Here is a 19,220-nt window from a genome sequence, read left to right on the forward strand (position 1 = left end):
CGTCAAGGCAGCGATCGACCGATTCTGCCACCTAAAAACATACTGCCGGCGAATCTGTATTGCGAAGAACGCAAAATAGAAAGATATGGTATCGGTAACACGCGATCGCCGACTTGCTGCAAGTGCGAATATGCGGGACGATATAGGGGACGGATGAAGGCTGGACGCCTTGAACTGGCTGAATTGGCGATCTTGGTCATGGCCGCACTTGCACCATCAGCCGTTCACCCCTCAGCTTTGCAGAAAATATGGCGTTGCCGACGTATTTCTATGATGTTACCGAGTATATAGCGCACAAACGAAAACGTTAATGCGCGACGAGTCCGAATGATACCGCTACCATATAATAAGCGGGGCTATCGGGGCGTATAGCGCAGACGCGCGACTGAGGAGGGGGAACTGAAATGAATGCCGGTTTTGCGATGCCCGCGGCGAATATTCGCTCGCGGCGAAGGGTGACTTTGTGCGCCAGCGTATCTGCTGCCGTGCTGACACTGGCTAACTTGTCCACACCGGCATTGGCGCAGTCCGCCATGGACCCGGCCGTCACCAATAACCAGACCGATACGGCATCCGCGGCAGCGCCCGCCGCGAACGGCGACACCGCGACGCCGGCGGGGACCAAGGAATCAACGCCAGACAAGCAGGCGATCAAGGAAATCGTCGTGACCGGCCAGCGCGCGTCGATCGCCAACGCGATCAGCATCAAGCGCAACGCCGACCAGATCATCGACTCCATCTCCGCCGACGATATCGGCAAGCTGCCCGATCGCAGCGTGACCGAGACGTTGCAGCGGATCACTGGCGTCACCATCGACCACTTCATCTCGCGATCAGACCCCGATCACTTCTCGGTCGAGGGATCGGGCGTGAATATCCGCGGCCTCACCTTCGTGCGCTCCGAGCTCAACGGACGCGATGCGTTCAGCGCCAATGGCGGCCGCACATTGAGCTTCGAGGATGTCCCGCCGGAGCTGCTGTCCGGTGTCGATGTCTACAAAAATCCTTCCGCTGACCTGATCGAGGGTGGCATTGGTGGCCTCGTCAACCTGCGGACCCGCCTGCCGTTCGATTCCAAGGGCCAGGTGATCAGCGTGTCGGCGTCCGGTTCGCTGGGCGATCTCCGCAAGGAACTGGAGCCGTCCTTCTCCGCGCTCTATAGCAACCATTGGCAGACGCCGATCGGCGAGATCGGCATATTGGCCGACGTCGCCTATTCGGTCAGCGCCACGCGCACCGACGGCGTGCAGGTCGAGCCTTATTATCCGCGCACCGATCTCGTGTCCGGCGAGACGGTCTACATCCCCAAGGGCATCGACTGGCGCCAGCTCGACTTCACGCGCAAGCGCTTCGGCGCTTATGGCGCGCTCCAGTGGAAGCCGGCCGACAATCTGGAAATCGTCGCGACGGTGTTCCAGTCGCGCTACAAATTCCATTGGGACGAACATGCGATCTTCGCGCAGACCAATGCCTATAACATCCAGCCGGCCGCCGGCACCCAGTTCCAGTTCGACGACAATGGCGTGTTCCAGAAGGGCACCGAGACCGACACCAATGCCAGCGATGGCGGGATGCCGTTCAGCGACGACGTGCGCAGCGCCGACCAGAAATCGGTCACGACCGACATTTCCGGGTCGATCAAGTGGCACCCGACCGAGCGGCTGACGCTGCGAGCGGATGTGCAGCATGTCCACGCCACCAACAGCAGCTTCGATTCCACCGTCGCCACCGGCGTCAACCTGCCGAGCGAGACGGTCGATCTGACCAAGAATGTGCCGAGCGTCTCGGTCGATCCCGCCTATCTCGCCAATGCGTCCAACTATTATTGGGCGTTCACGATGGACGAGCGCCAGCATAATGTCGCTAACGAATGGGCCTATCGCGCCGATCTCGATTATGATCTCGATACCGGTGGCTTCCTGAAGAGCTTCCGCTTCGGCGGTCGCATGACAAGCACCCATGCCGACAACAAGGCATCGCCCTATAACTGGCAGGCGGTCAGCCAGACTTGGCAGGTGCCGGGCGTCATCCCGCGCCTCGCCATGCTGTCCGAATTCCCGCTCGCCAGCCAGAATTTCGGCTTCGGCAGCAATTTCTACCATGGCGGGGCGAACGTGCCCCTCAACGTCATCTTCCCGGCGACCTCGCAAGCGACCGGCTATCCGGACACCTATTACGCGCTGCACGATCTCACCACGCAGCTGTGCGAGGAAATCAGCCCGGCATCCGACTGCCCCACCTTCGCGCTGGCCCAGTTCGGCGATGCGCAGACCAATATCCAGCGCGAGAAGAATTACGCGCTCTACGGCCTGCTGAAATTCGATTTCGACGGCAGCGGCCTGCCGCTCAGCGGCAATCTCGGCCTGCGCTGGGTCCAGACGACATCCAACGCGAGCGGCTTCATCGTCCAGCCGGCGCCGATCAGCGGTGCGCCCGCCGGCGGGCCGGTGTTCACCGGCGTGTCCGAAGCGATCAACGCCAAGAACAAATATCATTACTTCCTGCCGAGCCTGAACCTGCTCTACAAGCTGACGCCGAAGCTCCAGGCGCGTTTCGCCGCGGCGCGCGCGATGACCCGCCCGGATTTCACCCAGCTCCAGGCCTACACGCCGCTGTCGGCCTCCTATGACACCACCACGGGCACCTATAATTTCGCCTCGACCGCGTCGGGCAACCCGTATCTCAAGCCGACGACATCGACGCAATTCGATGCCGCGCTGGAATGGTATTTCGGCAAGGCCAGCTCGCTGACCGGTACCGTCTTCTACAAGCACCTCAACAACATCATCCGCAACGTCGCGGTGCCGTTCGAATTTGCCGGCACGACTTTCAACCTCACCCAGCCGGAGAATGTCGGCACCGCCAACATCAAGGGCGCGGAGATCGGCTACAACCAGGCCTTCACCTTCCTGCCCGGCCTGCTGAGCGGCTTTGGCGTGACCACCAACTTCACCTTCGTCGACAGCAAGACCAAGGTGGACGTGTCGAGCCTGCAGGCCAACAGCGCGGCCTATGTCTCGGCCAACGGCGTCGATACCAACGGCGCGATCTTCGGGCGCCTGCCGCTCGAGGGCCTGTCCAAATACAGCTACAACGTGACCGGCTATTACGAGAAGGGCATCCTGTCCGCCCGCTTGGCCTATAACTGGCGGAGCCGCTATCTGCTGGCCACCAACGTCAACGGCACGCAAGGGTCGGACGGTACGCCGCTCACCGCGGGTGGGGTCCAGTGCGGGGCTTCCACCGCCGCCGATCACTGCGTGGTCTGGGGTCTGCCGACCTACAACGCCTCTTATGGCCAGCTCGATGGCTCGATCTTCTTCAAGTTCATGAATGACAAGGTTTCGTTCGGGATCGAGGCCCAGAATCTCAACAACGCGCAGAACCGTGTGCTCATGAAGCAGTCGACCGGCCTGATGGGGCGTGCGTGGTTCGTCAGCGACCGGCGCTACACCGCGTCGATGCGCGTTACCTTCTAAGCCGATCGGAGAGGAGCGGCCGTCCGCCGGATGGTCGCCCCTCTCCAACAGCATCTCGCGAAGACGGTGGGAAATCGATGAGCGCTCCGCCGATCAAAAGGGTCGTGATCGTCGGCGGGGGCACCGCCGGCTGGATGACCGCGCTGGCGCTGGCCCGCATGGGCCCGCCCCACGCGCCGCATATCAGCCTGGTGGAATCACCCGACATCGGGACGGTCGGCGTCGGCGAGGCCACGCTTCCCACTATCCGTCATTTCAACCGCTGGGCCGGCATCGACGAGCGCGATTTCATCCGCGAGACGCAGGCCAGCTTCAAACTGGGCATCGAGTTTCGCGATTGGCGCGAGCCCGGCCACAGCTTCTTCCACGGTTTCGGCGATCATGGGCCGGAGATTGCGGGCCTGTCGCCCTATCACCAGATGATCCGCCTTGGCCTCGGCGATGCGCTCGACCAATTCTCCCTGCCGGCGCAGGCCGCCCGTGCCGGTCGTTTCGCGCCGCCTTCGGACGACGCGAAATCCCTCGCCGCCACTTACTCTTATGCCTATCACTTCGACGCAAGCCTCTATGCCGCCTATCTGCGCCGCCTCGCCATCGGCGCGGGTGTCGCCCATGTGCAGGGCCGGATCGATCATGTCGCACGGAACCCGGAAACCGGGCTGATCGAGCGGCTGTCGCTGGACGATGATCGATCGATCGCAGGCGACCTGTTCGTCGATTGCTCGGGCTTCCGCTCGCTGCTGCTGGGCGGGGCACTGGACGTGCCCTTCGAGGACTGGTCGCACTGGCTCCCGGCCGATCGCGCCTGGGCGGTGCCGTGCGCCGGCACCGACGCGATCGAGCCCTATACCCGTTCGATGGCCTGCACGGCAGGCTGGCGCTGGCGCATCCCGCTCCAGCACCGCATCGGAAACGGCCATGTCTATGCCAGCGCCTTTCAAGATGATCAGGCCGCCCTCGATGCGCTGATCGACGGGCTCGACGGCCCACCACTGGCCGAGCCGCGACACTTGCGCTTCCGGGCCGGGCACCGGCGCCGCTTCTGGGCGGGCAACTGCATCGCGATCGGACTTTCCAGTGGATTCCTCGAACCGCTGGAATCGACCAGCATCAACCTGATCGAGCGCGGCATCAGCCTGCTGGCCCAGCTCTTCCCCACCGCCGGCCTCGATGACGTGCTGGCGCGCGAATATGATCGCCACATGATCAATGCCTTTGCCGGCATCCGCGATTTCGTGATCCTCCACTATCGCCTCGGGCGCCGCACCGAACCTTTCTGGCAGGCGATGCGCGCGCAACCGATGCCCGACAGCCTCGCCGACCAGATCGCGCTGTTCGAGGCGAGCGGCGAGATCGCGATCCGCGACCCGGAAAGTTTCGGCGAACCCAGCTGGGCGGCGATCCTGTTCGGGCTGGGCGCCACGCCCCGCGCCTATCACCCCTTGGCCGACCGCGAACCGGCAGACGCCATCGAACGCCATCTCGCGCGCGGACGCACCCTGATCGCCGGCCATGTCGCCACCATGCCACCGCATCGCCAGTTCATCGACGCGCTCGCAGCGCAGCCGATCTCCCGATCATGACCATCGCCTGCATCGCGGTGCTGGGCGACGGCATCGAAGCGTGGCTGTTTGCGGCAATCGCCCGGCAATTGCTGCGCGGCTCCGTGCCCGTGATGGTCGTTCCCGCGGGTCCGCAGTCGCTTTCCGACACCATCGCCTTGCCGCCCGATATCGAGCGCGTCCACCGGCTCCTGCGCATTCCACCTGCTCTCGTTCGCGCGATCGCCCGCCCCCGCTATGGCATTGCTGTGCCAAGACACGACGCCAAGGCGCTGTTCATCCCCTATGGTGGCATCGGCGACCCCGGAACACCGGGCGATTTTGCGGCAGACTGGATTCGCGCGCGCGTGATGGGGCACCCACCGGCGCTGAGCAGCCTGTCGGTGAACGCCGCTCTCCATTCGGGGGCGATCCTCCCGCCGGACGCACCGGCGGAACTGAGGCGGAGCGGCACCGCCGGCTGGGAAGCGGCGACCGGTAGATATCACTCCCTGCTGCGCGAAGCGGCACAAGCCTGTGGCGTGGTTCAGTCGGCACCATGGGCTGAACCGTTAACGGCAGAGAGAGCCGCAGCGGCTTGGCATCTTGCTGACGGGACGCGCCTGACGGCTGATATCTGGGTTGATGCGCGCGGCGATGCCGGCGTGGCGCACTCCCCGTCACCGCCGGGATGGCACGCGGACAGGATCGGCGTCGGGACCATGGCGCAGCGGATCGACGCGCCGGAACCATTCGCCATCGCCGCCATCGCATCGGCGGCCGCACGTCTGGTCGCCCTGCTTCCACGCGGCCCCGCCCGGTCGCAGCTGGCTGCAGAATATCATCGTCAGCTGTCGTGCGAACAAGACGCTATAGCTGCGGCCGGCGCCGCCTTGTCCCGCCTTGCCGGACAGGACGCGAAATCGGCAACGCTGGATCGCTACGCCGATCGCTATCGGGTCGCGGGCCTGCTGCCGGCTGATCCGCAGCCCTGGTCGGCCGAGACATGGTTGTTCTGCTTCGATGCGATGGGCATCGTACCGCGCCGCTACGACCCCAATTCGGATCGCTACCCCGTCGATCAGGCGGCCGACAGGATGACGGCCCGGGCGATGGCGATCGCACGTCTCCCCGGGCGGCCGAGGCCCCCCCCTCCTGACGGCGACACATGCCTCGGCCGGCCACCATGATTCCGGGAATGGCCAGCCCACCCGTCTCGCGCGCCGGACAACGGCCCCCTCCTCCCCGACGTGCCAAAGGACCACCGCCAGTGCCTCTCACACCGATCATAAGGCGACGTCTCGGGATGATCGCCTGGGCAGGGCTGGCCTCCAGCACGATCGCCGCCCCGCCATCTCGTCATATCGACGTCGATGTCAGCCAGCCCGGCCCGCCGGTCGATCGCTTCTACGATCTGTCGGTCGGATCGGATTATCCCGGCACGCTGATCCGTCCCGACAGCCAGCGCCAGCTCGCCGCCACGGTGGACGAACTGGGTTTCCGCTACCTGCGCTTTCACGACATATTCCATGACGTGCTCGGCACCGTGCGCGTGACCAATGGCCGCACGGTCTATGACTGGACCAGGATCGACGCGCTGTATGACGGGCTGTTGGCGAAAGGCATCCGCCCCTTCGTCGAACTGGGTTTCACGCCGGACGCGCTGCGCACCTCCGACCAGACCATCTTCTACTGGAAGGGCAATACATCTCACCCGCGCATGGCGGGATGGCACGATCTGATCGACGCCTTCATCCGCCATCTGCGGACGCGCTATGGCGCCGAGGAGGTGAGGAAGTGGTATTTCGAGGTCTGGAACGAACCCAATCTGTCCGGATTCTGGGAAGGCGGCGATCGGCAGGCCTATTTCCAGCTGTTCGACGAGACCTCGCGCACGATCAAGGCGATCGATCCCGCGCTGAGGGTCGGTGGCCCGGCGACCGCGGGCGCCGCCTGGGTGCCGGAATTTCTCGATCATGTCGCGAAGGCCGCCACCCCGATCGATTTCGTCAGCACCCATGCCTATGGCGTGGATGGCGGCTTTCTCGACGAGAATGGCCAGCAGGACACCAAGCTTTCGCCGTCTCCGGATGCGATCATCGGGGACGTCCGCAAGGTTCGCCAGCAGATTGAAGCCTCGCAATATCCCGGCCTGCCGCTGTTCTTCACCGAATGGAGCACGAGCTACACCCCGCGCGACTTCGTTCATGACAGCTATATCAGCGCGCCCTACATCCTCACCAAGCTCCACGGCGTCGCCGGGCTCGTCCAGGGCATGAGCTACTGGACCTATAGCGACCTTTTCGAGGAACCCGGCCCCCCGACGACCCCCTTTCATGGCGGCTTCGGCCTGATGAACCGGGAAGGCATCCGCAAGCCGGCGTGGTTCGCCTATCGCTACCTCCATGCCTTGCACGGACACGGCGTGGCCGTCGGCGATCGCGATGCGATGGTCGCGGTCGATGGGCATCGCACCGCGGCGTTGATCTGGGATTGGCATCAACCGGCCCAGACTGTCAGCAACAAGCCCTTCTACACCCGCGCCCAACCCTCACGACAGAGCGCACCGGCGGTGCTGCGCCTGTCCCATTTGGCCCCCGGCCGATACCGCCTGCGGCTGTTCCGCACCGGCTACCGGATTCACGATCCCCTGACCGCCTACATCGCCATGGGGATGCCCGAGCGCTTCACGCCGGCGCAGTTGGAGCGGATGGAGGCGCTGACCCAAGACAGCCCCCAGCAGGACAGGGTCGTCGATATCGCCGACAAGCATATGTTCGCCATCCGGCTGCCGATGAAAACGAACGATATCGTGCTCGTTACGCTCGCTCCCGAGACGTCCATGACCGGCGCGCCGACGACGATATCGCCCATCCCCTGAACGCCGGTCGCGATCAACGGGCACCGCCCAAATCCCGCTCTTCGCGACCCCGGAAAATCTGACACGCTGCGACTGATAACGCTACCATGCCGGGAGAGAATATATGTCCTTTTCGCGTCGATCGGCGCTGGCCACCATGTTGGCCGGCACGGCGGCCGCATCGCGCGCCACCGGAATGCGCAGCGCGGCGGCGACGCCCCCGGCCCCCGGCCGCGGGGCGGATGGGCAACGGATCGCCGATCTCGGCGATGGCACCTTCATCAATCCGATCATGGCCGGCGATCATCCCGATCCGACGATCCTGAAGGATGGCGGCACCTATTATATGACCTTCTCGTCGTTCCTGTCCTATCCGGGGCTGGTGATCTGGCGATCGACCGACCTAGTCAACTGGCATCCGGTCGGCCCCGCCCTCCACCAACGGATCGGCACGGTCTGGGCCGTCGATCTGGTCCGCCACGAGGGCCGCTACTTCCTCTATATCCCGGCGGCACAAGACGGCGAGGAATGGCGCATCTATGCGATCTGGGCAGACCGGATCGAGGGGCCCTGGAGCGATCCGGTCGACCTCGGCATCCGCGGCTGCATCGATCCGTGTCATGTGGTGGGAGAAGACGGCAAACGCTATCTCTTCACCAACGGCGTCCGCCGTGTCCGATTGGCCGATGACGGCCTGTCCACCATCGGCGCGGTAGAGCCCGCTTATGCCCCCTGGCGATATCCCGACGACTGGATCGTCGAGAATTTCGCGCCGGAGGGGCCTAAGCTGCTCCGGCACGGCGACTATTTCTATCTGGTCACCGCCGTGGGCGGCACCGCCGGCCCCGCTACCGGCCATATGGTGATCGCAGCGCGATCCCGCTCCATTCATGGTCCCTGGGAAGATTGCCCGCATAATCCGATCGTCAGAACCCGCTCGATCGAGGAACCCTGGTGGTCGAGAGGACATGCCACCCTCGTCGAAGGTCCGGCCGGTGACTGGTGGATGGTGTATCACGGCTATGAAAACGGCTTTCGCACCCTCGGCCGCCAGACCTTGCTCCAGCCGGTCGACTGGACCGACGATGGCTGGTTCCGCGCGAGCGGGGGATGTTTGTCGACCCCGATCGCCAAGCCGAAAGAAGGACGGAGCGGACCATCCGCACCGGCCCTCTCCGACGATTTCTCGGCCGATCGGATGGGAGTCCAGTGGAGCTTCCACGAGCCTGGCCCGAACGAGGCGGCCCGCTTGCAGCGCGGACGGCAGGGCGCCGTTCTGGAGGGGCGCGGCACGGGGCCGGCTGACACCGCACCGCTGACCTGTATCGTCCGCGACCGGTGCTATCAGGCAGAAATCTCCATCGACCTGCTGGGCGACGCGGAAGCGGGCCTGCTGCTGTTCTACAACCACAAAGCTTTCGTCGGCATCGGATTCACCCCAGAGGCCGTCAAACTCTTCGAATATTCGGACGAGCTGTCATGGGCGCGCAAACGTCACGACGCCCGGACCCTGAGGCTCAGAGTGCGCAACGACGAGCATGTCGTGACATATCATTATTCCTATGACGAAGGGCGGACCTGGATGCGCCATGATACACGGATGGAGGTGTCCGGCCTTCACCACAATGTGTTCGGAGGCTTTCTCAGCCTCAAGATCGCGCTCTACGCCGTCGGGACTGGCAGCGTGCGGCTGCGCGATTTCCACTACGACGGCAATCCCGCTCCCGTGATCGAGACAAAGCTCGATTCGTTCGGCTGACACCACCGCCCTCCCCGCCTCAAAGAACAAGCGATGCGTTTTTCGTCGAGATATCTGGTTCTCTCATGCCTGGCGATGGGGACGTCGAAGCTCATCGTCGTGCCGGTGACCACGCCATCGGCTGCCTCGGCCATCTGGGCCGAGACCCGCATCGGTGGCCGCACGGTGCCAGTCGACGGCGGCAGCGAAAGGTTGCGCCGGTGGCCCGCTGCTTATTTCGAAACGATCGTCGACGGCCGGCCTTGTCATTCCAGATCGGGACGGGCAAGATCGCGCTGGACGTGATCGTGGATGGACGGACCATCGCCACGTTGATCAAGCCCATTCTTGGCTTCTACCGCATCGAAGGTCTCGATGTCGGCCGTCATCGCATCAAGGCGGAGATGACCTTGGAAAGCCAGGCCGCGCCGACCGCTTTCGGGGGCTTCTTCTTGCGAAGACGAGGACCTCGCGCCCTCCGCCCCGGCAGCGCCAGATCGAGTTCATCGGAGACTCCTACAGCGTGGGCTACCCGATCTCTCGGCCCAGCAGGATTGCTCGCAGGACGAGGTATGGGAGACGACGGATATGTCGAGGGCTTTCGGCCCGATGCTGGCCGCAAATATGGTGCCGATTATCAAGTGAACGCCATTTCCGGGCGGGAGTCGTCCGCAACTATAACGGCTTTGCCGCCGACACATTGCCCCAAGACTATCCCTATGCGCTGTTTAGCGACAGACAGCAGGGCAGATGAGCCTGACTGGCATCTCCAACTCATCATGATCGCCTTGGGCACGAACGATTTTTCGACGCCCTTGCGCGTCGGAGAACGATGGACCCGCGACGAGCTTCATTCGGACTACGAAGCCACCTATGTCCGTTTCGTGCAATCGCTCCGGGGCCGCTATTCGCGCAGCGTTTTTCTATTATGGGCGACAGACAAAGCCGATGGCGAGATCGAAGACGAAGTGCACAAAGTGGTGGCCACCCTGTGCACTGCCGGAAAGATGCATCTGGCCTATGCGCCGATCGACCAGCTGACATTCTCCGCTTGTCATTCCCGTCCATCTGAGGCGGACGAGGGCGTGATCGCGACTCGCCTATCTGCGGCTCTCGATAATTTTCCCGACATCTGGGATGATCCAAAAGCGCAGCCTGATCCCCGTTAAGCGCGGCCGACAAGACATAATCACCACGCACGGAGCGTCACATCGGCATCGGCCGGAGCATCTTCGGGCGAATTGGGGGCGCGCGTTCGTCAGCACAGCCCCGGTCAACGACCGGCGTATCGGACGGAGTAATCGTCTGCACCTCTACCAATATCGCCGTACTGTTCAGTGGTCAGTGCGTACAGCTCGCCATCGTGGCTCTAACGATATTTTCATCGGCATCGCCGTCCGGCGTGCTGATCGCGCTCATCCAACCATAACCCCTTCGATCTTGGGCGGCAGGCCACGCGGATTTGGGAGCATGTGCATGTCCAAACGTCTATCCAGATTTTTCACACCGATGATTTTCGGCGCCAAAGCGCCGCTGGATGTTGGGCGGGAAGGCGTGTCTGGCCGGTGCCAGCGAATTGTTCCCGGAATGTGCTGGCCCTCCGATCGCCATCAGCCGGCCCCGGCGCTGCAATTCGGGGGTTAGCAGTCGCGTGAAATCAGGGAATGTGCGGCAGGGCATGACGCCAGGGATGTTGAATCCGTCTGCCCCACTTTCTTCGATCCAGCCTTCGAGCGCGTCGGCGACCGTCTTTGCGGACCCGGCCACGATCAATCCGCCGCCGGTGATGCCGATCGTCTCGGCAAACTGACGCAATGTCGGACGCGTCTCGATCGGCCCCCGCGTCGTTTCCTCGATCACGCCGCGAATGCCGTCGGTGTCGACACGGGCCAGCGGGCGGTCGAGATCGGCGGTAGAGAGGTCGTGCTGGATGATCGCGCTGTGGCGGGCAATCACGGCCTCGGCATCGATGTAGCAGCGATAGTCGTCGAGTTGGGCCTGTGCCGCGGCATCGGTCTCCGCGACGATCACTGTCGCCAACGGGAAGAAGCGGATGGCGTCGGCGCCTCGCCCCCGGCCGGCCGCTCGATCACGGACGTCTTCGATGGTCTCGCGTAGCGATCCTGTGTCGGGCGATACCAGAAAGACCCCTTCGGCATGGGCGGCGGCGAACCCCCGGCCCGCTTCCGACGAGCCCGCCTGAAACAGCACCGGAGTGCGCTGCGGCGAGGGTTCGACAAGGAAGGCGCTCGGTACGCTGAAATTGGCACCCTTATGGCCGATAGCATGGACTTTCGCCGGGTCTGCAAAGAGGTTCCCACCAACATCCCGGCCGACCGCGTCATCCTCCCAGCTGCCTTCCCAGAGCTTGTAGACCACCTCCATATATTCTTCGGCGATCTGGTAACGATCGGCATGGCTATGCTGACGGTCACGGCCGAGATTGCGCGCAGCGCTGTCGAGCGCTGAGGTAACGATATTCCAGCCGATCCGTCCCCCGGTCAGGTGATCGAGCGAAGCCAATCGTCGCGCCAGCAGATAGGGCTGCTCGTAACTGGTCGAGAGCGTGATTGCGAAACCGAGCCGGCTGGTGACGGCCGCCATTGCGCTGACCAGCACCAGCGGGTCGATCGACGGGGTCTGGATACCCGCCCGCAACGTCGCGTCGATGCGGCCCTGATACACGTCGAGCACGCCGAGCACGTCGGCGATGAAGAGGCCCGAGAAACCGCCTTCCTCCAGCGTCCGCGCGGTGTCGAGCCAGTAATCGAGCTGGTTGTAACGATGTGCCTGGCTGTCGGGGTGCCGCCACAACCCGATCGCGGTATGGCCAACCGTGGCCTGTTTGAAACCGTTGAGCAGGATGGGCTTGCGCGCTGTCATGGATGATCCTTGGAAATGTGGGAGGTCGCCAGCGGTCGCGCGCCATCGGCACCCCACTCCTCCAGCGATCCGTCATAGATGCGAGCGCCCGCACCGCGTCCGATCACCACAAGGGCAAGCGCGATGACCGCGGCGGAAACCCCGCCGCCGCAATAGAGGATGGGCGCCGGCCCCCCGATCAGCGGCTGCAACCGCGCCGCGAGCAACGCTGGCGCCAAGAAGCGGCCATGCTCGTCCAGCAGGCTCGCCGCCGGGAGACTGAGACTGCCGGGGATATGCCCCGATCGCCCGTAGAGCGCCGTCTCGCCCGAGAAGATTTCCACCGGCAGCGCGCAGACGAGAGGTCGCGACGGGGCCGTGCCGGCGACGATCGCAGCGACGTCTTCCAGATCCGCGAACAGCGGCTCAGGGGCGACGGACACCGACGAGACAGCGTTCGGACGCCGTGGCGCACCGGTTGCGATCGGATGTCCGGCTGCACGCCAAGCCTCCCACCCGCCGTCCAGCACCGCCGCCGTCACGCCGATCGCGCGCAGCATCCACCACAGCCGCGCCGCCCACATGTTCAGGCCCCGGTCGTAGATCACCACCTGCCGATCTGCGCCGACACCAAGCGCCGCCAAAGCGCGCGCCAGCGCGTCCGGCGCAGGATTGGCGAAGTGGAACGGTCTGGCGCCATCCGACAGCGCTTCGACCAGATCGGCAAAGCGGGCACCGGGAATATGGCCCGCCGCGATCTGCGCCAGCGAGAGGCGCGCGTCAGGCCCGGCCGTGCCCCAGCCGACATGGGCATCCAGCACGACGAGCGCGGGATCCGCCAGATGCGCCGCGAGCCAGTCCACCGAGACCAGCGGACCCGGCAAAGCGAGGCCATCGTCCCCCACAATCATCGCCCGTCCCGCCCGGCACGGGACACGACCTCCAGCCACCGCTGGTAGCCGATCACCGCGAGAACCGTCATCGCCGCATAGAGGCCTGCGGTCAGCCACAGCCCCTTGAACAGAAACATGCCGACATAGATAATGTCCACCGCGATCCAGAGCAGCCAGTTGGCGGTATAGCGGCGCGCAGTCCAATATTGCGCGACCAGGCTGAAGCTGCTCAGCGCGGAATCGACCCAGGGCAACGCGGCATCGGTATAGCGGCTGGTCAGCCAACCGATCGCCAGCGATCCCGCAGCGCCCAGGCCGAGCCCGATCGCCGCTGTGACGATCGAAAGCCGGTTCACCGTCACCGCCCCCTCGGCGTCGGCGCCGCGGCGCCACGCGATCCAGCCGTAAACCATCGAAAGACCGAAGAGCAGTTGCAGCGTCATGTCGGCATAGAGACGAACATCGTGGAACAGTTTGAAATAACAAGCGCAGGCGATCAGGCCCAAGGGCCAGCACAGCATGCTGCGCCGGGCTGTCAGCCAGATCGTCAAGAAACTGATGATGACGGCGATGATTTCGAGAAGCGACATGAACCAGTCGAACCTTATTGGGCGTCGGGCGCGCAGATCAGCGGCAGGTGGGTGACAGCCGACCATTCCTGGAGGCTGTTATCGTAGAGGGCGACATTATCGCGACCGGCGACGACGAGACCGAGCGCCAGATAGGCTGCGGAAATGCCGCCGCCACAATAAAGAATGAGCCGCTCGCGGCGCCCCGCCTCGGCGCCAAGACGCGCCGAAAACAGGGCATCGAGCGTATCGGGGCTGGCCAGACGGCCGTCCGGCGTCTTCAGATCGCGTGCCGGCAGGTTGCGGCTGCCCGGAATGGCGCCGCGCCGCGCATAGCGCGTGGGCTGACGGCCGGCAAAGACGGCCTCGGACAGTGCGCAGACCAGATGATCGGACGATGCACCAGCCACGATCCGCTCGACCTCCTCACGCTCGACCCACGCCTCCGGCCACGACCGAGCCGCCGGCGGGGGCGAAGACGGCCAGCGCGCCGGAACGCCGGCCGCGCCGCTTTCGACAGGCGCCCCGATCGCCTGCCAGGCCTGCCAGCCACCATCGAGGACCATGACCGGAACCCCCGCCGCCCTGGCCATCCACCAGAGCCGGGCGGCCCAGAAGCCATCACTTCGGTCATAGACGACCGTCGGCCGATCCGCCGTTACGCCGAGATCGGCGAGGCTGGCGCGCAGCCCGTCGGCTTCCGGATGGCGAAAGCTGGTGAGCGGATGGGGAATGCTGAGCGCGTCGACAAGATCGGCGTGCCGGGCGCCGGGGATATGCGCCGCCTCCCAGCCGGCGGCGCCACTCGCCACCCGGTAATCGCCATCGAAGCGCGGCGCCGGCAATTCCACGGTGGCGTCCAGCACCGTCACCGTGCCCAGATGCGCCGCCAGCCACGCGGCCGACACCAGCGGCAGCGGCCGTCCTTCGTGGCTCATGCCGCCACCGCCGATTCCAGACCGGCCAGCAGGGCGCGGCCCGGCGCAGTCCGGAACCATTCCGCATGACCCAGCAGATAGCCATACCACGCCAGATCGGCGTCAGCCTCGCGTGCCTGCACGCCGTAGAAATAGTCGATTTCGGACAGCGCGAATTCGATATGAACAAGCGGCAGCAGGCCGATCAGGATCGCGCGGCTCGCGGGATCGAGCGGGCGGACATCGGCATAGCCCTGCAACAGCGATCGGGCCAGATCGGGCTCGGCGATGTCGACGCCGCCGCCCGCATCCAGATCCAGCCACCGGATCGCGGTCCGCTCCAGCGCCGTCGCCAGATCGGCAAACGCACAGGTCCGGTCCGCGAGCCCGAAATCGAGGATCCGGGCCACCGTGCCCCCGGCGGACCAGAGCAGATTGGAGGGGTGCCAGTCATTGTGGGTCCAGAGCGCGCGCTGCGCGACGAGCGCCGCGCCGACCGGTCCAGCATCGTGCGCCGCAAACAGTCGCGACAAAGCGTGGCGCCACGGCTTCCCGGCAAGATAGGCCGACAGCGCCGGCCGGGCCTCGACATAGGATTCCGCGGCCGCGAGCGGATCGCGCGCCGGCAGGATGGTCAGGCTCGTGACCAGTGGCTGGACCGGGCGTGCCGGTTGGTCAAACCCCTCGGCGGCATCATGCAGCCGCGCCAGGGAGGCCCCGGCCGCTTCGGCATGGCCGGCGGTGAGGAAGGGCGTCCAGGACTGGCGATCGCGGTACAGATCGAGCCCTTCCGCCTTGCGGTGAACCTCCCAGGTCCAGTCGCCAATGCCGATCGCCGTCTCGCCGCTGTCGGTTTGCAGAATTTCAGCGACCGGCTGCCCGCGCGCCGCGAGATGGCGAATGAAGCGATGCTCGGCGGCCAGATTGGTCGGGGTCCGCAGCCGGCTCTGGTGGCGTTTGACGAAGATGTCGCCGCTCTCGGTGCGGGCGAGAGCCGCCGACGAGAATGGGCGGGGCGAATGCCAGTCGAGACGATCGAAACGGCCCGCCTGCGGGAACAGGGCAAGCACCGTCGCGGCCTCCGCATCGGAAATCGCCGGCCAGCGCGGCGCTTCCAGATCGCTGCCCATGCCATGCACCAGATAGGGCACCTCGTGCATCGCCGTCAGTCCAAAAAGGCGTTGGTGGTGGCCGTTTCCCAAATCGCCGCATCCGCCAGGATGCCGTGGCTGGCGAGCCATGCCGCGTAAGGCGCCAATTTGTCGGCTCGCTGGACGCCCCAGCGGCCGTCCTCCAGCCAGGTCGAGGCGATCAGATCGAGCGATTCCGCCAGCATGGCCTGCGGGAAATAGGGAATCACCGCCTCGTAGAGCGGCAACGCGGCCCGTGGCTCGGCGGCGGCAACCAGATAGCCTTCGCGGGTCGCCCGGACGAAGGCGCGGGTTAGTTCGGGATCGTCCGCCGCGAAGGCTTCGCGCGTGCCGAGCAGGTAGGAGTGATAAGGCGGCGCCCCGATCTCGTCGACCGGCCACTGGATGCGATCGCCGGCGGGCACCTTGCTCGGCAACAGCGCTTCCCACGCCCAATAGCTGCCGAAGCTCGCATCGGCGATGCCATCGCGCAGCGCCTCGGGATTGAGTTCCCGCGCGCCGCTGTCGACGATCGTGACGCGATCCGCATCGCCGCCGTCGCTCGTCACCAGATGGCGGATCATGGCGAGCCCACGCGGCGTCGGATTGAGCGCCACGCGCCGCCCGGCAAGATCGCGCGGCCGGGCGATGCCGCGCCCGGCGATCGCCTGCACCATCTCCAGCGCCCGATGATTGATCGCCGCAATCCCGATCAACGCCTCGCCGCGATCGCGGCGGACGAGCAGGCGGTTGCTCGGGAAGATCGCGAAATCCACGTCGCCGCGGGCCAGATATTGCAGCGCATCGCCCCAGGCCGGATCGGCGACGCGAAACTCGACGGCAAGGCCCGCCGCTTCATAGAAGCCCCGGTCGCGCGCCAGATAGAAGCCTGCCGAATTCGTCCAGGGGTGAAAATATTCGAGCATGACGGTCACACGGCGCATCGATGCCACTCCGATCAGAACTGGCGCGCCAGCGTCACGACGAACGCCCGGCCGCTGCCGATATAATAAGCCGGCGCCGATCCCGAGATGAGCGTGCCGTTGACGCCCACGGTATCGCGCGCGTTGGTCGAGATCGCCTCCACGCCGGACAGGACGTGCGGATTGGTGACGTTCAGGACATTGAGCCGGAGGTCGGTCCGCTTGCCGTCGATCCAGTCGCCCAGATGCGCGCCGATCGAGAGATCGAGCGTGGCATAACCGCGAATGCGCTCGTCATTGGTGAAGGTCGCATATTGGCGGCCGATATATTTCAAGGCAAAGCTGCCGAACAGACGCTTGCGGTCATAGGTGCCGCCGAGACCGAACTGGTGACTTGGGCTCTCGACCGCCTGCTTGCCCCGCGTCGGCAGATAATCGCCATCGACCGGAAGATTGTCATCCAGCCGGGCGTGGAGATATTCGGCGGAGGCGTAGAAGCTCACCCCGGCGATCGGGCGCCAGTCGATTTCGCCGTCGAGCCCATAGGACGTCTGTCGCCCGGCGTTGATCGTCGAATTGACCAGCGCGCCGTTCAGATCGACGATCGTCGCCAATTGCCTGTTGCGGAAATTATAGTGGAAGGCGGTCAGCGACCCGGAGAGCGTCGGCCCGGTGTAGCGATAGCCGACCTCTTCCGTGATCGAATATTCGTTTTTGAGCTTCGTCGTCCCCTGCCCGTACAATTCTCCGCCATAATAGCTGTCGTAAAGCGTCACCTCGTCAGGCGCGCGGAAATTGGTGGTGACATTGGCGAAAATCTGCTGACGATCATCGATCCGATAATGCGCCGCCGCGCGCGGCAACGCTGCGAAACTGTCGAAATGCACCTTGGTTTGCGGCCCGGGCAGATAATTCTCCCCGTGGTGGAGCACGTCCACGCCCTTGAAGCCGATATCCACCGTCAGACGGGGCGACAGCGCGATGTGGTCGGCCAGAAAGAAGCCCTTCACCACCGTGATCGTGCGGTAATTGAGATCGGCGAGCAAGCGCCCGTCCGCCGTGCGGATCGCATCATCGGCATAGCCCCAGATGTCCGTCGGCCGGCCGCGATCGTCGATCGAGGTGAAGCTCTCGCTGTCATGGTCCGTGCCATAATCCAGCCACAGGCCGGCGGTGAGCACATGCTTGCCGAGATGGTAGGTCAGCTTGGTGACGTCGCCGGTCCGCATCTGGTTGCCGATGTAATTGCCGGCAACAGTCGCGGTGCCGTCCACCGCACCCGGGAGCGAGAGTGGCTGGGTCAGTGCCTCGGTGCCGAGATAATTGCCGGTCGTGCTCAATTGCGTGCCGTAAGGCGAGTTGCCATAACCGAACTGTAGATAATATGTCGTGTCGAAGCTAAACCGGTCATCGATCTTGAGATGCACGGGTGCTGACACATATTCATTGCGAAACGGGCTACGATAGAGGCGCCAGTAATTGGTGTCGCCGGCGGTGTAGCGCTTGTCATAGTTGAACGATCGCCCATCGGCCTGCCAATCACTCAACGTCGGACTCGGATAGCTTGAGGTCTTTGCGGCATTGAATGAAAAGGCTAGGCTCGCGCGATTTTCATCGCCCCATTCCTTCATCAGTTTGGCGTCGATATGCTGGCGTTCATCATAGCCGGCTCCCCGCCAATTTTCGGCGCGGTTATTGGAATAGGACAGAAAGCCACGAACACCAGTCTGACCGATCTCGCCGCTGTCGGCGCGAACGAACACACGTCTCTCGTTATAGGAGCCGAGCGACCCGTCGACGGCCACACCGAAGTTGTGCCGTGGGTCATCGAGGCTCAGTGACAGCAGCCCGCCAGCACCGTTGACGATCGGCGAATCGATGTCGATCGAGCCTTGGCTCAGCGCGATCTGTTTCACATTCTCGGCATCCGCGAATTGGGACGGATAGGCGTAATAATAGCCGATATCGTTTTGCGGGGCGCCCTCCATGAGCACGCCGATCTCGTCCTGGCCAAGGCCGCGCAAGGTCAGGCTGCTGCTCGTCGACAGGCCGAACGGATCGCTCGACGCGACATTGGCTCCAGGCAGCAGGCTGACGAGCTGGAATGCATTGAGCGTCGGAGCCTGTTTCTCGATGAAGGCCGTAGCGATCGTGCTGGTCGACTTGGGCGCACTCTGAGGTGGTAAAAGCCCCTCCGGATCGGCATGACCGATCACCTGAATCGTCCCGTTTCCCGGATCGGCCACCGACAGGCTGCCAGATGAATCCTGCGCCAAGGCCATCCCAGGCAGGACCGCGGCGGATCCGG

At 64.5% G+C, this 19,220-nt stretch carries 14 protein-coding genes; 6 read left to right on the plus strand and 8 right to left on the minus strand.

Going from position 1 to position 19,220, the window contains the following annotated elements:
• Positions 1-307: 307 nt before the first annotated feature.
• Positions 308-706 carry a hypothetical protein gene (locus tag PBT88_RS15360; protein WP_270076195.1) on the minus strand — a complete coding sequence of 133 codons (399 nt, stop codon included), beginning with the start codon at positions 704-706 and terminating at the stop codon, positions 308-310.
• Here PBT88_RS15360 and PBT88_RS15365 point away from each other — a divergent pair.
• The 6 genes from PBT88_RS15365 to PBT88_RS15390 all read left to right on the plus strand — a co-directional run bounded on the left by PBT88_RS15365 (position 666) and on the right by PBT88_RS15390 (position 10,787).
• On the plus strand, positions 666-3,479 hold the full coding sequence (locus tag PBT88_RS15365) for a TonB-dependent receptor (RefSeq protein WP_270076196.1): 2,814 nt from the start codon (positions 666-668) through the stop codon (positions 3,477-3,479). The two genes, PBT88_RS15360 and PBT88_RS15365, sit on opposite strands and share 41 nt — an antisense overlap.
• A gap of 104 nt (positions 3,480-3,583) precedes the next feature.
• The gene (locus PBT88_RS15370) at positions 3,584-5,062 is read left to right on the plus strand and encodes a tryptophan halogenase family protein (RefSeq protein WP_270076197.1); all 1,479 of its coding nucleotides are present in this window, start codon (positions 3,584-3,586) and stop codon (positions 5,060-5,062) included.
• Positions 5,059-6,210: a tryptophan 7-halogenase gene (locus PBT88_RS15375; RefSeq protein ID WP_270076198.1), complete on the plus strand. Its 1,152-nt coding sequence runs from the start codon at positions 5,059-5,061 to the stop codon at positions 6,208-6,210. Before PBT88_RS15370 ends, PBT88_RS15375 begins: the two co-directional genes overlap by 4 nt.
• 116 nt (positions 6,211-6,326) lie before the next feature.
• A complete protein-coding gene (locus PBT88_RS15380; protein WP_270076199.1) occupies positions 6,327-7,901 on the plus strand; it encodes a GH39 family glycosyl hydrolase in 1,575 nt (524 codons plus the stop codon).
• 103 nt (positions 7,902-8,004) lie between these two features.
• Positions 8,005-9,639, plus strand: coding sequence for a family 43 glycosylhydrolase (locus tag PBT88_RS15385; protein ID WP_270076200.1), 1,635 nt, complete (start codon positions 8,005-8,007; stop codon positions 9,637-9,639).
• Between the two features lie 242 nt (positions 9,640-9,881).
• Entirely contained in the window at positions 9,882-10,787 is a 906-nt protein-coding gene (locus PBT88_RS15390; RefSeq protein WP_270076201.1) for an SGNH/GDSL hydrolase family protein, read from the plus strand.
• A gap of 319 nt (positions 10,788-11,106) precedes the next feature.
• Here PBT88_RS15390 and PBT88_RS15395 read toward each other — a convergent pair whose 3' ends face one another.
• Genes PBT88_RS15395 through PBT88_RS15425 form a run of 7 tightly spaced genes read right to left on the minus strand, consistent with a single transcriptional unit; the run spans position 11,107 to position 19,194 of the window.
• The gene (locus PBT88_RS15395; protein WP_270076202.1) at positions 11,107-12,501 is read right to left on the minus strand and encodes an LLM class flavin-dependent oxidoreductase; all 1,395 of its coding nucleotides are present in this window, start codon (positions 12,499-12,501) and stop codon (positions 11,107-11,109) included.
• Positions 12,498-13,391: a sulfurtransferase gene (locus PBT88_RS15400; protein ID WP_270076203.1), complete on the minus strand. Its 894-nt coding sequence runs from the start codon at positions 13,389-13,391 to the stop codon at positions 12,498-12,500. Before PBT88_RS15400 ends, PBT88_RS15395 begins: the two co-directional genes overlap by 4 nt.
• Entirely contained in the window at positions 13,388-13,963 is a 576-nt protein-coding gene (gene pnuC / locus PBT88_RS15405) for a nicotinamide riboside transporter PnuC (protein WP_270076204.1), read from the minus strand. The genes PBT88_RS15400 and pnuC overlap by 4 nt, the downstream gene beginning before the upstream one ends.
• 14 nt (positions 13,964-13,977) lie before the next feature.
• Positions 13,978-14,880, minus strand: a complete 903-nt coding sequence (locus PBT88_RS15410) for a sulfurtransferase (RefSeq protein ID WP_270076205.1) — start codon at positions 14,878-14,880, stop codon at positions 13,978-13,980.
• Positions 14,877-16,019, minus strand: coding sequence for a phosphotransferase enzyme family protein (locus PBT88_RS15415; protein ID WP_270076206.1), 1,143 nt, complete (start codon positions 16,017-16,019; stop codon positions 14,877-14,879). Before PBT88_RS15415 ends, PBT88_RS15410 begins: the two co-directional genes overlap by 4 nt.
• A gap of 5 nt (positions 16,020-16,024) precedes the next feature.
• Entirely contained in the window at positions 16,025-16,933 is a 909-nt protein-coding gene (locus PBT88_RS15420) for an ABC transporter substrate-binding protein (protein WP_270076207.1), read from the minus strand.
• Between the two features lie 14 nt (positions 16,934-16,947).
• On the minus strand, positions 16,948-19,194 hold the full coding sequence (locus PBT88_RS15425; protein WP_270076208.1) for a TonB-dependent receptor: 2,247 nt from the start codon (positions 19,192-19,194) through the stop codon (positions 16,948-16,950).
• Positions 19,195-19,220 lie beyond the last annotated feature (26 nt).

Source organism: Sphingomonas abietis (assembly GCF_027625475.1).
Taxonomy (GTDB): Bacteria; Pseudomonadota; Alphaproteobacteria; order Sphingomonadales; family Sphingomonadaceae; genus Solisphingomonas; species Solisphingomonas abietis.

Bases quoted from the DNA above. Each gene is read 5' to 3' on its own strand.
- pnuC (WP_270076204.1), bottom strand. From the start codon at position 13,963: ATGTCGCTTCTCGAAATCATCGCCGTCATCATCAGTTTCTTGACGATC.
- PBT88_RS15385 (WP_270076200.1), top strand. From the start codon at position 8,005: ATGTCCTTTTCGCGTCGATCGGCGCTGGCCACCATGTTGGCCGGCACG.
- PBT88_RS15410 (WP_270076205.1), bottom strand. From the start codon at position 14,880: ATGAGCCACGAAGGACGGCCGCTGCCGCTGGTGTCGGCCGCGTGGCTG.
- PBT88_RS15400 (WP_270076203.1), bottom strand. From the start codon at position 13,391: ATGATTGTGGGGGACGATGGCCTCGCTTTGCCGGGTCCGCTGGTCTCG.
- PBT88_RS15425 (WP_270076208.1), bottom strand. From the start codon at position 19,194: ATGGCCTTGGCGCAGGATTCATCTGGCAGCCTGTCGGTGGCCGATCCG.
- PBT88_RS15375 (WP_270076198.1), top strand. From the start codon at position 5,059: ATGACCATCGCCTGCATCGCGGTGCTGGGCGACGGCATCGAAGCGTGG.
- PBT88_RS15420 (WP_270076207.1), bottom strand. From the start codon at position 16,933: ATGCGCCGTGTGACCGTCATGCTCGAATATTTTCACCCCTGGACGAAT.
- PBT88_RS15395 (WP_270076202.1), bottom strand. From the start codon at position 12,501: ATGACAGCGCGCAAGCCCATCCTGCTCAACGGTTTCAAACAGGCCACG.
- PBT88_RS15415 (WP_270076206.1), bottom strand. From the start codon at position 16,019: ATGCACGAGGTGCCCTATCTGGTGCATGGCATGGGCAGCGATCTGGAA.
- PBT88_RS15380 (WP_270076199.1), top strand. From the start codon at position 6,327: ATGATCGCCTGGGCAGGGCTGGCCTCCAGCACGATCGCCGCCCCGCCA.
- PBT88_RS15360 (WP_270076195.1), bottom strand. From the start codon at position 706: ATGCTGATCGCGTTGGCGATCGACGCGCGCTGGCCGGTCACGACGATT.